Below are 11,432 nucleotides of genomic sequence, written 5' to 3' on the forward strand. Positions count from 1 at the left end.
TGTGACCCGTGTGTCAAGCGGTGCGCCACGCCGGGTCGTACCCCGGCCGGTCGGCGTACACCGAGGCGAGATCGGCGAGATCACCGCAGCCGGGGCCGTCTTCGTCGTCCCAGCCGTGGCCGCCGTCGTCGCAGTACCCGTAGCCGGTGCCGCAGTTGCGGTGCCGATTGACGATCCGCCGCTTGGCCTCGCACTCAGCCCGGACTCGCTCGTTGTCGTAGTGCCTGCCAACGAGGTAGTCGCAGTGGCCGGACACGTCCTCCTCTTCGAGGTCCTCCTCGTCCTCCGCGATCTGGGCCAGCAAGAACTCGACGAGCGTCATGCCCCCATCCTCTCCCGATCTGCCCGGATCGTGTCGAGCAACCTGGCGCCGAGCGCGTGCCGGCACCGCGCCGACCCGCACCGCGGGCACAACCTCGACAGGTCCGGTACGACGGGCTTCGGGACCGGGCACCAGCACGGGCCCGGGCCGGCCTTTGGCTGCTTCTCGGCCTCCGACTCGGAGCGGATGTGGTCGGCCAGCAGCCCGATCGTCGACTCGTCCCACGTCGCGCGGCAGGTGTCGTCGGTGCACGCCGCGACGTGGTCGGCGAGCCGGACGCGGAGGGTGCCGCGTTCGCCGCACTGGGGGCAGGTGTTGTCGGGGACCCAGGCGGGGGAGTCCCAGCCGGTGACGACGCGGGCGCGGATCCACCAGCGTCGTACGTCGGCGGTGATCGCGCGCCGGGCCGGCGCCTCTGCTGACGGGACGAGGCTGTGGAGGAGGCGGAGCGCAGCCTTGCCGTCGAGCGGTGGGGTCTCGCCGAGGTCGGTGATCCAGGCGGCGACCTCGAGGTCGATGCGGACGGCGGTGTCGAGGGCGTCGAGCCGGGCGGCGGGCTTCGAGGAGTACCCGGCGCGGGGGCCTTCTTCGGCTGTCGAGGAGGGGATGTCGCCGGCCCAGAGCTGGTCGAGGAGGGCGGGCGCCTTGGTGGCGTGGCGTCGGGGGACCCAGCCGCCGTGCTCGCGGACGGTGTAGAGCTCGACGTGGGTGTGGGTGTCGATGAGGTCGTGGATGTAGTCCACCAGCTGCATGCCCTGGCGGTGCGGGTCGGTCACGGGTGCTCCTCGGTCAGGTGGTCGGGACGACGGGGTCGGGCAGCGGTGGGCGCCGTGCGGGTGGCGGCGGGACGGTGGCGGGGGTGAGGATCGCTGGCCAGGGCAGCGGCGGTGTCTCGCCCTGCAGGAGCACGGTGCGGGTGGCGGGCCCGCCGTCCTCGAGCACGACCCGGCCGTCGTCGTTGCGGACCATCACGGTGACCTCGACGGCGCACTGGTCGACGAGGCGGCGGATGGTGCTGCACATCGGGATCTCGGCTGGGTTGCCGCCGTGGAACTCGATCCACTCGCACAGCGCGAGACGGACCCGCTCCGGCAGGTGGCTCAGGACGGTGAGGTGGGTCTCGTCGACGTACCAGGCTCCGCGCATCACGCCATCACCTCGCCGGCAGCCGTCGTACTCGCCGAGCCCGGGCTGAGCCGGTCGAGGAACTCCCGCAGCACCAGGTCCCGATCCGCCGGCAACAGGGTCACCCGCTCCGAGAGCACCACGAGCGCTGCCCGGAACGCCGAGGTGACCAGCTCGGCGCGGGCGCGCTCCAGCTCGACGTGCCGCTCCGCGATGCCGAGGCGGGCCATGCCCTCGCTCGCCTTCAGTAGCTTGTCGAGGAGCCGGTCGAGGAGCACGACCTCGGCCCGCATCTGGGTCATGTCCTTCCCCGCCCCGACCGAGGTCTTGTTCTGGTTGATCCGGTCCCCGACGGTCTCGGTCATCTGCTCGAGCGCGGCGGCGGTGCGGGCGAGGAGGTCGACGGGGTCGGTGATGGGGGTCTGGTGGGCGAGGCCGGGCCAGAGCTTGTTGATCTGCTCCTGGGCCTTCCGGTCGGCTTCCTTGCGGGCGCCGGCCTCGCGGGCCATGGTGCTGCCGCCGCCGTGGCGGTAGCAGACGGTGAGGCCGGGGACGGGGTACCGGCCGCAGGGCTTGTTGGCGCGGTTGTGGGCGGTGCACTTGGTGTGGACTTCGCCGCAGCGGTCGCACGGCGGGCGGTCGGGGGTGGGCTTCTTCTTGGTCATCGGCGGCGGCTCCTGCGGTTGGCACGGCGGCGTGCTCGGCGGCGGCGGTCGTAGGCGGCGTGCATCTTCGACCGCCAGGGGTCCTCGATGGCGTGGCGCCGGTGGGGGTGGAGCAGCGAGGGGTGGCGGTCGAAGAAGGTCTGGAGGCGGGGGGCCAGCGCCTCGATCGCGGCCGCGGCGCGGACGAGGTTGTCGGTGTACGCCGACGTGTGGAAGTCGATCCGGACGAAGGTCTCCTCAGCGCCCATCGCCGGCCGCCTCTCGCTGCTGCTCGGCCAGGTCTCGGAGCCAGGTCGGCACGCTCGTGTTCAGCGCGCTCAGCCCGGGGAACGTCCCGGCCGCCTCGTTCAGAGCCGCCTCCCGGACCACGGGCGCGACGTCATCCAGCACCGCGCGGGCGGCCTGCTCGTACTCGTGCAAGAACCGAGCGCTGGGGGTCGGGTAGACGAAGCCGCAGACGCACGCTCCCCGGACGTCGTACCCGTGCTCGGTGCTCGACCTGTGCACGGCTGCCGCAGCGAGGTCGACCAGGGCGGGATCGTGCTCGGTGGTCATCGGCGGCACCCACAGACGGCGGTGTGTCGGTCGTCGTGCTTTCCGTCCGGCCCCGTCGGACGCATCCGGGCGATCTCGTCGAGCAGCAGCTGGACACGCGCCTGGTGGGTGGCGATCGTGCCGCCGGCGTTGTAGCCGGGACGCTCGCGCTCCAACTCGTTGAGCGCCCACTGGGCCACGGCCAACGTCTCGCCGAGCATCTTCGGGCTGACCGGCACGACGTAGGCGTGCAGGTTGGCGAGGTCGACGTGGGGCGGTCGCTCAGGCATCGCGCTCCTCCTCGCCCGTGGTCGGGACAGGCAGGTCGGCGGGGAGGAGGAGCCAGATGCTCTCCAGCGCCTGCGCCCGGGTCGCGTGCATGTACGAGCGCTGGCCGGCGTCGAGCCGAGCGTCCCAGCCGTAGTCGGTCCGGTAGACGTGGCCGATGTCCTCGCCGGTCGCGCGCACCGCGATCGTTCCGTCGGCCCGCACGATCCAGGGCGTGGTCTCACTGGTCATCGGTACGCGCCTCCTCGGCGTCGGTGGTGGGCGGGGCGGGGTGCTGGGTGACCTCGATGCGCCCCGTGGCGCGGTCGAGCGTGACCTTGTAGCCGTCCGTGATGCCCTCAGCCTCGGCGGCCAGTTCCTTCGCCCGAGCCACGACGCGAGCAGCGCGCTCGTCGGTCACCGTGGTTCGCAGCGCCGTGGCTTCGGGAGTGCCGAGAGACGACCGCTCGACGAGGTCCTCGATTGCCTCGGTCTCGGCGGGCGGAGTGGGAGCGAGCCCCGGGTCGCAGGTCGGGCAGCCGTTGCACTCGTGGTTGCACGTTCCGTAGCGGGGCATGGGGCAGAACCGCTGTCGATGCACCTCGACAGCCCGGTCGTCGTGGCCCTGCCAGCCGTACTCCGGGTGCGCCACATGACTCCAGTCGCAGTCGGGGCAGTCGTAGCGCCGAGCATCGGCGGGCGGGGTGGGAGCGGCGTCGAGGGCGGCGCGGAGGAGAGCGACGCACGCCATGCGGACCTCAGCGCCAGAGCCCAGCGGGTCGACCGCGATTAGGATCCGCTGGGGCAGCGCCCGAACCCGCTTGATCACCTGGGCCTGTGCGGCCACGGTCTGCTCGGCGGCCTCGGCGCGGGCTAGGCGCTCGGTAGCCACGCGGCCCACGTGGGAGAGGCGCGCCCTCAGGTCGTCCACCTGCTGCCGCAGCGTAGCGTTCTCGGCCTCCCGGAGCGCACCGACAGCGGCACCACCCGCGGCGGTGGTGAGCTGGTGCTGGAGGTCGTCCACCTGCTGCCGGAGGGCGGCGACCCCGTCTTGCAGATCGCAGCGGCTCTGGTACTCCTCCGAGTGGAACCGGCGAGCACGGTCCCGCTCGGCCTCCACAGCGGCGAGCCGGTCGCGGACGATGCGCTCGATCACCGGCTGGGCACGCCCGGCGTAGTCCCACGAGGCCGAGTTCGCCGACCCGTCAACGGTCGCGAGCCACGGCGCACGGTCGTTGTTGGCGTAGATCGCCGTCGCCACGTCGAGGACCTCGTCCTCGGTCAGGGTCGGCTCCGAGGTGGGCGCGTGCTCCGGGCTGCTCCCAGCGGCGGAGGTGGCGCGGTGCTTGTCCAGGCAGCAACAGGTCTCCCCGCTGCACTTGGGCCCGTGCTCAGGGCAACGGTCGGCCGGGTACGACTCGCTGCCGGTGAGCGGAGTCGGTGCCTCCGCCCCCGCATCGGCTGTGGTGGCCTCGGGCAGGTCGGTGGGCGCGTGCTCGGCCAGGAGGTGCTCCACGCGCTCGATCAGGGCACGCTCGGAGGTGTACGGCGCAGGATTCGCTCCAGCCCGATGTTCGGCGGCCAGCGCGGTCAGGGCGGCGTGCAGGCTGCTCATCGGTCGGCCTTGCGTCGGGTCTCGTAGGCCCGGATCTCGTCGGGGTTGATGCCGTAGTGCACGGCGCGCTCCCAGACCAGCTCGGCCGACTCGGAGTGGTTGCGCACGCTCGCCCAGTCGGCCGCCTCCTGGCTGGCGAGCCCCTGGTGCAGCGCGTCGTGAAGGAACGCGAGCTGGGCGTGGCCGAGGTACTGGGCCAGCGTGAAGTCGATCTGCCCGCGCTCGGCTTGGCTGGCGCCCGTGATGGTCTCGGCGAACGCGCGGTGCCACGCGATCGCCTGGGCGTAGTGGTAGCGCACGAGCCGGCCGAGTGGGGCGGTCTCGCCCTCGCACGGGTGCGGCTCGATCTCGTGGCCGTACTTGGTCGCCAGCGTGGTGGTCTCATGCATCGTTGCTCCTTCGGTGGGCGGGGTGGTGGGCGCGCACTCGGCCGCCTGGGGCTCCTCGCGCTGGCGTGCGTCGGCCTTGGCCGCGTCGACCGAGCGCTGCAACGCGGCCAGCAGGTCGGTCGGCTCAGGGGCGCTCATCGGCCTTCACCACCCGCCAGCAGAGCGAGGAGTTCGGGCAGACTCAGACCCAGCGTGATCTCGCCGTTGTGAAAGTCGAGCGATCCGGCGCGCATCAGCCGCCTGAGCCCCGCCCGCAGCCGCTCGACCTTGGCCTCCGCCTCCGCGAGCTGCTGCTCCAGCTGGTCGACCGCGGCAGCGGCCTGCCCGGCCTCGGCGAGCGCGAAGTCCCGCACCCCCTCCACACGACGCACCAGCACCGCGGCCTGGTCGATCACGTCGAGGAGGAACCCGACGTCGTCGACGTAGCGCCGGCCGAGCTCAGCACGCCGGCCCTGCCCGGCACGACGACCGGCCTCGTGCCGGCTCCGGATCCCGGCGAGCCGGTCACCGCCCGCGCTGGTCTGGGCCTGCTGCTGGGTGAGCCCGGGCACGGGGCGGGGCAACCTGGGTACGACGGTCGGGTCACCCACGGCCGGCACCGCTCTCGACGAACCGGCGCATGTCGGGCTCGTAGGTCACGACACCGTGCGGCCCGCACGGCGGCGACGTCTCCGGGGCGTCCGGGTCGCTCGGCACGCTGCCGTCGCAGAACCCGCCGGTCTGCCCCCGCATCCAGTCCTGGAACAGGTGCATCTTGTCGGGGCCCAGCTGCTCGGTCACGATCTGCTCGACCTGCCCGCTGGTGTACCCGAGGACACAGATCGGGTCGGGCAGCACCGGGCCGGCCGGGGCCGTGCTGGTCTCGGGGGTGGTGGTCTCGGGGGACTCGGACATGGTCAGGCTCCTTCGGTGGTGGGTGAGGTGGTGCTGGCCGGCGTGAAGCCGTTCGTCGTGAGGTCGCACATCCGGCGGATCGCCGCGAGCCGGGTGTCGTACGGCCGGTCCATGGACGTCGCCTCGAGCACGCACCCGATCCGGCTGTGCAGGTCCGCCAGCTCGGCGCGCTGCTGGACAACCTGGTGCGCCAGCCGATCCCGGTTCGCCTGCACCTCAGCGAGCTGCTCGACCAGGGCGTCGTACGCCGCGAGCAACGCGGCAAGGTCCTCGCTCGCACCACGACCCGGGAGCACCTGATGACGGCGACGAATCGCCGCCATCACCTCCGACCATGGGGTCTCAGCGAGGGCGCTCAGATCATGGGGTTCGAGGACCTCGTCGAGGGTCCACGTGTCGGGGTCGGGGACGCGGTCGTGGGGACGCAGTGCGGAGGGCTCGCTGAGTGCGTCCCCCCACGTAGTGGAGGGGGACGGGGGACGCACTCGACTCGCGGGTGCCCTGGCGGTGTCCGGGACGCAGTCGGGGACGCAGTCGGGGACGCAGTCGTGGGTGGTGTTGTCGGGGGTGTTGGTGGGGTTACTGGGCGTGGTCATCTTCGGCCTCTCGGTACAGGGCGATGGAGTGGTGGAGTCGGGCGCCGCGGGGCCCGGGGAGGGTGGAGATGAAGCCCTCGTGGACGAGGAGCTTGAGCGCGGCCCGGATGATCGAGGACTTGCCGGCGACGTCGGTCTCGATGTCGCGCTGGGTGCACTGGTCGTTGTCCTCGACGTAGCGGGAGATCGCTTCCATCTGCCGGGTGGGGCGGAAGGTCCCGTCGTCGTTCTTGGGTGCCTGCTGGGTCTCGACGGCCCATCGGGTGATGCCGTGGGTCTCGGACTCGGTGGAGTCGAGGATGAGGGTGCCGGCGTACCCGCCGCCGGCGGCGCGGCGGAGCTGGCCGGCGGTGTCTTTCTCGATGCGGAGGGTGACGTAGCCGATCTGTCCGGGGGCGGGTTGGACGCGGGCTTCGGCGCGGAGGTACGAGCCGCGGATCATCCGCTTCTTGGCGATGGAGCCGATGGCGTACCCGGTGGTGCGGGCCTCGGCGGACTTGGGGAGGTGGTCGATGGTGATGACGCAGGAGCCGGCGTCGGCGGGGCGGGTGCAGAGGAACCGCATGGCGTTGGTGATCTCGTCGCCGTCGTTGGTGTTGGCGCCGTACATCGGGATCGCTTCGCCGATGGAGTCGATGAGTACGACGGTGGGGGTGTGGCTGACGATGTCGTCGATGGCGGCGCGGAGCTCGGCGGGGTCGTCGGGTTGGTAGTAGCGGAATCGGGTGGGGTCCGCGAGGACGTCGAGGCGGGCGCCGAGGAGGAGTAGGCGGGCGGCGGTGGCGTCGGCTCCGTTGTGGTCGACGTCGAGGATGGCTGCGGTCCCGTCGGCGGCGAGCTGTTCGACGATCGCGGCTTGGGCGAGCCATGTTTTGCCGCCCTCGGGGTCGCCGAAGATGCCGTTGACCTTGCCGGGGTAGAAGAGGCCGTGGCCGTCGGCGTGGCGGCAGATGGTGGGTGGGTCGATGACGGGTGGGGTGCCGCCGTTGAGCCAGGTGAGGTCGACGAAGCCGGTGGCGGTGCCGGGGGTGGTGGGTCCCCAGCGGGTGACGACGTGCTCGAGGTCTTCGTAGGCCTGTTCGATGTTGCGGGTGAGGGTGGTCTCGTCGGCGGCGGTGGTGGCGAGCTGGTGGAACCGGGTGCCGAGGGTCTGGACTTCGCGGAGTCGGGAGGCGTTGCGGACGGCGGCGGCGTAGGTGGTGGCCTGGCCGGGGTGGGGGCAGGCGGCCATGAGGTCTTGGAGGTAGCCGGGGCCGCCGATGCGCTGGAGTTCGCCGGTGGCGAGGAGGTGTTGGCCGACGGTGATCATGTCGGGGGTGGTGCCGGTGTCGTGGACGGTGTGGATGGCGTCCCAGATGGTGCCGTGGTGGGGGCGCCAGAAGTCGTTGGCGGCGAGGTGGGGGCGGAGGTCGGGGGCGAGGGTGCCGGCGGTGAGGAGGGCGCCGAGGAGGGCTTGTTCGGCGGCGTTGTTCTGGACTGGGGTGCGGGTGTCGCGGGGGTTGTCGTAGGCAGGGTCGTACGGCGGCTCGTCGGGCTGGTGGGGCGCGACGGCGTGGAGGTGGGGCGGACGGGGGGTGGGTCCGTCGGTGGTCACGTGCTGGGTGCTCCCTGCCGGTTGCGGGGTGGACGTGGTGGGTGGTGCTGGGGGTGGTGCCTGGCCTGGGGCAGGTACGCCTCTCCGGGAAAGGCGCCGGGTCGTGGGTCGTCCTTCGGGCGCGGGTCGCGGTGTCGCCCGTTGACCCCAGGCCAGGTGGTCTGTCAGCCGGGTGGTGCCGGCGGGGTGTCGCCGTCGGGCCGGGGCAGGGCCGTGTCGCCGGGCTGGGCCTGCACGATGAACTCAGCGCCGTCGGGGAGCAGCTCGGTGATCTCGAGGATGCTGGGCCGGAGCTTCATCGCGACGCAGGCCTGGTCGCCCGGCTGGGCGAGGGTGACGCCGAAGCCGTCGGCGAGGACGTGCTTGGTGATGTCGACGCCGTCGAGGTGGACGCGCGCGGCGGCCGGGTTGGTGCGCTCGAGGTGGATCTCGATCTTCACGCTGCGTCGTCCTCGTCCGGCTCGTCGTCCCCGGCCTCGTGGTCCTCGTCGTCGCCCTCGTCGTGCTGCTCGTCCTCGTCGGGCTCGGCCGCGGCGAAGGGGTCCTTCAGCGCGGTGCGGTCGGCGTGCACGGCGGCGCCCTCGTGCTTGCCGCAGACGTCGCAGACCGGGTTGTCGTTGACGGCGAGGCCGGCGGAGATGAACGGGTGGGGCTCGTGCTGGGCGCCGGCGCGGAGGACGTTGACGAGGTTGGGCTCGGTGCTCTCGCCGGCGAGCGGCAGGGTGGGCTGCTCGCCGTTGGCGAGCTGGCGCTCGTAGTGGAAGGAGCGGGCGAGCTCGCGGAGGTGCTTCTCGGTCATGGTGTCGGGGGCGGGCTCGAGGGTGAGGATGGACAGGGTGACGCCTCCGTCACCGCTCCGGCTGTCGGAGCGGGACTCGGCGACAAGCTCGACGACGGCGAGGACCTTCTTGCCGAGGGAGTCGTGGCAGCGCTTGGCGAGGTCCTCGGTGAAGCCGGTGTTGTTGGTGCCCTTGGCGGCGATCTTGGCGGTGGTGGTCATGCTGCTGTGTTCTCCTCGGTGTTGGTGGTGTGGGTGCTGCTGGGTGTGCGGTAGCGCTCGGGCTTCCAGCCGGTGAGGTCGATGAGGGCGCGCAGGGGGCGGCCGGTGGTCTCCCAGGCGGTGACGACGAGGTGTCGTTCGGCGGGGGTTGCAGCGTGGGCGGGGGTGGGGTCGCCGGCGAGGATGCGCTGGACGACGACGGGGTCGATGTCGTCGTCGACGCCGCCGGGGTCTGGGACGGCGTTGGGGTCGTCGATGTCGATGCCCTCCCACGCGAGCGGCGGCGGCCACGAGTGCTTCTGGGCGATGCCGCGGGCGTACGCCGCGGCCTTGCGCTCGGTGGAGGTGTTGCTCGGGGGGAGAGACATGGACCAGGCCTCATACAGCGCGTCGACCTTGGCGGCGGTGGTGGCGCGAACGTAGGACCGGGGGCGGGTAGCCAGCCGGTGAGCCCCGGAGGGGGACATGTCGAGCGCTTCGGCGATGCGGGTGAAGGTGTGCCCGAGGGCGACGAGGGCCTGGAGGCGTCGCTGGGTGCCGATGGCGTGGAGGCGACGGGGCCGGCCCGCGAGGGCGTCGAGGAGTCGCTCCTGCTCGTAGCGTGCCTCTGCTCGGCGGCAGGGGGTGCAGACGGGTTCGTCGTCGGCGCGGTGGATTCGGCCACCTGCGTAGGTGCCGTGTCGGGGGTCGGTGGGGCTCACGCGACGGCGTCCTTCCGGTGGGCGACCGCGTACTGCTCGACGAGCGCGCGGGCAGGAAGGCCGCGGTGGACCCGGTCGACGAGCCCGGCGGTGAGGGCCCACTGCTTGACGTCCGCGGGTGTGGCGCCGAGGTCGGCGATGCGCTGCTTCAGGCCGAGCGCGTTGTCGCGGCCCTGCCGGGCCTTCGGCGCACGACGCTCGATGCCGGCGCTCTGCATCAGGTTCTGCACAACCTTCGGCGATCGGCCGATGAGGGTGGCGATCTCGACCTGGGTGTAGTGCTGGTCGTTGTAGAGGTGGCGCACCTTCTCGATGAGCTCGGTGGTGTGCGCGACCTTGGCGCCGCGGCGGGCGACGCCGTGCTCCTCGAGCAGCCGGGCGATGGTCGGGGAGCTGCACCCGTGGGTGGCGGCGATCTCGCTCAGCGTCTTCCCGGCGCGGTAGGCGGCGATGACGTCGTCCGTGGGGAGCACCATTCGGCGAGGGCCGCCACCTCGCCTGGGTGCTCGCGGTGCGCGGGCAGGCTTCGGGGCCTCGGCTGCCGGCTGGTCGCGCGGGGTGAGCTCGTTGAGGAGGTGGAGCGCCTCGAGCGCGGCGACCACGACCGTCCGCGCTGCGCCGACGCCGGGGTGGGGGTGGTCGGCGGTCGCGCGAAGGAGCCCGGCGGCGTGCTCGACCTGGGCGTCGAGGTTCTGCGCGGCGGTAGGCCGGGGCGGGCTGCCGGCGGCGACGGGGCGCGTCTCCCGTGCCGCCGGCAGGTCCTTCTCCCGGTGTGTGGAGGAACCAGCATCCCGTGCTCCGCGGGAGGTGCTGCTGGTCGATGTCGCCCGCGGTGCGCTACTCCGCGTCGTGGGCTCGCCCTGGTTACCCTCCGCGGGCGGCTTCTTCGTGGTGGCCCTCGCGGCCTTCTTCGCCTCTGCGGCTGCCAGCTCGGCGGCGGCACGGCGGGCAGCGCCCTCGGCGCGGGTGATGGCGGCTCGAGCGCACTGCTCGCACCGGTCGTCGTCGTTGAGGTCGCGGCCGGTTCGCTTGCAGTCGGCGCACCAGCGGCGGTGGGCCGGTCGGGTGGTCGCGGTGTCACGGGGGAGGTCGACCTTCGTGGTGTCGTCGTTGTAGACGGTGCCGGTGGTGGCGTTGCCGAGGACCTGGACCATCAGAAGAGCACCGCCTCGGTGCCCGGGGCGGCGGACGGAGCGGGCGCCGGGGCATCGGTGAGGGGCGCGACGGCGATGCGTGCGCCGGTCGCGGCGTCGGCGTAGCGCTTCACGGCGGTGATCTGCGCGACCTGCGCGTCGTCGCGGTAGAGGCCGGCCTCCTTGAGGCCGTCGAGGGTGGAGCGGACGAGCTTGTCGACGTCGGGTTTCTTGTCGACGTACGACGGGGCGTTGGCCTTGAGGTTGCCGGCGTTCTTGCCGGTCCCGTAGTGGTAGCCGGGCCGGGGGAGGTAGAAGGTGATCGCGATGATGAGCGGCCCGGTGAGCGGGATGTTGGCGGTGCTGGTGATGGTGCCGTCGGCGAGGAGCGCGAGGGTGTCAGCGACGCCGGCCTGGACGTCCTGGCGCCAGGGCTTGACCTTCTTCGAGGACTCGACCATCTGGACGCGGCCGAGGCCGGGGTTGTAGAAGCCGCGCTTGGAGCCTTGCGGGGCGGGGATCCCGGTGACGTTGATCGTGAGCATCAGCGGCGGTCCTTTCTGGTGGTGCGGTCGAGGTGGCGGTTGATCAGGGCGG

19 protein-coding genes are annotated in these 11,432 nt (G+C 72.3%); all 19 read right to left on the reverse strand.

What is annotated here, in order from left to right; all coding sequences use genetic code 11:
- Positions 1–13 precede the first annotated feature (13 nt).
- Positions 14–322, reverse strand: a complete 309-nt coding sequence (locus MRBLML1_RS12695; protein ID WP_364516350.1) for a DUF6221 family protein — start codon at positions 320–322, stop codon at positions 14–16.
- Positions 319–1,098 carry a DUF7341 domain-containing protein gene (locus MRBLML1_RS12700; protein ID WP_364516352.1) on the reverse strand — a complete coding sequence of 260 codons (780 nt, stop codon included), beginning with the start codon at positions 1,096–1,098 and terminating at the stop codon, positions 319–321. The genes MRBLML1_RS12695 and MRBLML1_RS12700 overlap by 4 nt, the downstream gene beginning before the upstream one ends.
- A gap of 13 nt (positions 1,099–1,111) precedes the next feature.
- Positions 1,112–1,468, reverse strand: a complete 357-nt coding sequence (locus tag MRBLML1_RS12705; RefSeq protein WP_364516354.1) for a hypothetical protein — start codon at positions 1,466–1,468, stop codon at positions 1,112–1,114.
- Positions 1,468–2,112, reverse strand: coding sequence for a hypothetical protein (locus MRBLML1_RS12710; RefSeq protein ID WP_364516356.1), 645 nt, complete (start codon positions 2,110–2,112; stop codon positions 1,468–1,470). Before MRBLML1_RS12710 ends, MRBLML1_RS12705 begins: the two co-directional genes overlap by 1 nt.
- Positions 2,109–2,360 carry a hypothetical protein gene (locus tag MRBLML1_RS12715; RefSeq protein ID WP_364516358.1) on the reverse strand — a complete coding sequence of 84 codons (252 nt, stop codon included), beginning with the start codon at positions 2,358–2,360 and terminating at the stop codon, positions 2,109–2,111. The genes MRBLML1_RS12710 and MRBLML1_RS12715 overlap by 4 nt, the downstream gene beginning before the upstream one ends.
- A complete protein-coding gene (locus MRBLML1_RS12720; RefSeq protein WP_364516360.1) occupies positions 2,350–2,667 on the reverse strand; it encodes a hypothetical protein in 318 nt (105 codons plus the stop codon). Before MRBLML1_RS12720 ends, MRBLML1_RS12715 begins: the two co-directional genes overlap by 11 nt.
- Positions 2,664–2,936 carry a hypothetical protein gene (locus tag MRBLML1_RS12725; protein WP_364516362.1) on the reverse strand — a complete coding sequence of 91 codons (273 nt, stop codon included), beginning with the start codon at positions 2,934–2,936 and terminating at the stop codon, positions 2,664–2,666. Before MRBLML1_RS12725 ends, MRBLML1_RS12720 begins: the two co-directional genes overlap by 4 nt.
- Complete coding sequence (locus MRBLML1_RS12730) at positions 2,929–3,165, reverse strand: hypothetical protein (protein ID WP_364516364.1); 237 nt, start codon at positions 3,163–3,165, stop codon at positions 2,929–2,931. The genes MRBLML1_RS12725 and MRBLML1_RS12730 overlap by 8 nt, the downstream gene beginning before the upstream one ends.
- Positions 3,155–4,528 carry a hypothetical protein gene (locus MRBLML1_RS12735; protein WP_364516366.1) on the reverse strand — a complete coding sequence of 458 codons (1,374 nt, stop codon included), beginning with the start codon at positions 4,526–4,528 and terminating at the stop codon, positions 3,155–3,157. Before MRBLML1_RS12735 ends, MRBLML1_RS12730 begins: the two co-directional genes overlap by 11 nt.
- The gene (locus tag MRBLML1_RS12740) at positions 4,525–5,055 is read right to left on the reverse strand and encodes a hypothetical protein (RefSeq protein ID WP_364516368.1); all 531 of its coding nucleotides are present in this window, start codon (positions 5,053–5,055) and stop codon (positions 4,525–4,527) included. The genes MRBLML1_RS12735 and MRBLML1_RS12740 overlap by 4 nt, the downstream gene beginning before the upstream one ends.
- Positions 5,052–5,468, reverse strand: coding sequence for a hypothetical protein (locus MRBLML1_RS12745; protein WP_364516370.1), 417 nt, complete (start codon positions 5,466–5,468; stop codon positions 5,052–5,054). Before MRBLML1_RS12745 ends, MRBLML1_RS12740 begins: the two co-directional genes overlap by 4 nt.
- 31 nt (positions 5,469–5,499) lie before the next feature.
- Positions 5,500–5,811 (reverse strand): hypothetical protein, encoded by a 312-nt coding sequence (locus MRBLML1_RS12750; RefSeq protein WP_364516372.1) that lies wholly within the window; start codon positions 5,809–5,811, stop codon positions 5,500–5,502.
- Positions 5,812–5,813: 2 nt separating this feature from the next.
- Positions 5,814–6,107 carry a hypothetical protein gene (locus MRBLML1_RS12755; RefSeq protein WP_364516374.1) on the reverse strand — a complete coding sequence of 98 codons (294 nt, stop codon included), beginning with the start codon at positions 6,105–6,107 and terminating at the stop codon, positions 5,814–5,816.
- Between the two features lie 283 nt (positions 6,108–6,390).
- Entirely contained in the window at positions 6,391–8,001 is a 1,611-nt protein-coding gene (locus MRBLML1_RS12760; protein ID WP_364516376.1) for a DnaB-like helicase N-terminal domain-containing protein, read from the reverse strand.
- Between the two features lie 164 nt (positions 8,002–8,165).
- Positions 8,166–8,441, reverse strand: a complete 276-nt coding sequence (locus MRBLML1_RS12765; protein ID WP_364516378.1) for a hypothetical protein — start codon at positions 8,439–8,441, stop codon at positions 8,166–8,168.
- On the reverse strand, positions 8,438–9,001 hold the full coding sequence (locus MRBLML1_RS12770; protein ID WP_364516380.1) for a hypothetical protein: 564 nt from the start codon (positions 8,999–9,001) through the stop codon (positions 8,438–8,440). The genes MRBLML1_RS12765 and MRBLML1_RS12770 overlap by 4 nt, the downstream gene beginning before the upstream one ends.
- Positions 8,998–9,369, reverse strand: coding sequence for a hypothetical protein (locus tag MRBLML1_RS12775; protein ID WP_364516382.1), 372 nt, complete (start codon positions 9,367–9,369; stop codon positions 8,998–9,000). Before MRBLML1_RS12775 ends, MRBLML1_RS12770 begins: the two co-directional genes overlap by 4 nt.
- Positions 9,370–9,698: 329 nt before the next feature.
- Positions 9,699–10,856, reverse strand: coding sequence for a hypothetical protein (locus MRBLML1_RS12780; protein WP_364516384.1), 1,158 nt, complete (start codon positions 10,854–10,856; stop codon positions 9,699–9,701).
- A complete protein-coding gene (locus tag MRBLML1_RS12785) occupies positions 10,856–11,380 on the reverse strand; it encodes a RusA family crossover junction endodeoxyribonuclease (RefSeq protein WP_364516386.1) in 525 nt (174 codons plus the stop codon). The genes MRBLML1_RS12780 and MRBLML1_RS12785 overlap by 1 nt, the downstream gene beginning before the upstream one ends.
- Positions 11,381–11,432 lie beyond the last annotated feature (52 nt).

The organism is Nocardioides sp. LML1-1-1.1 (assembly GCF_040676175.1).
In the GTDB taxonomy this organism is placed as follows: Bacteria; Actinomycetota; Actinomycetes; order Propionibacteriales; family Nocardioidaceae; genus Nocardioides.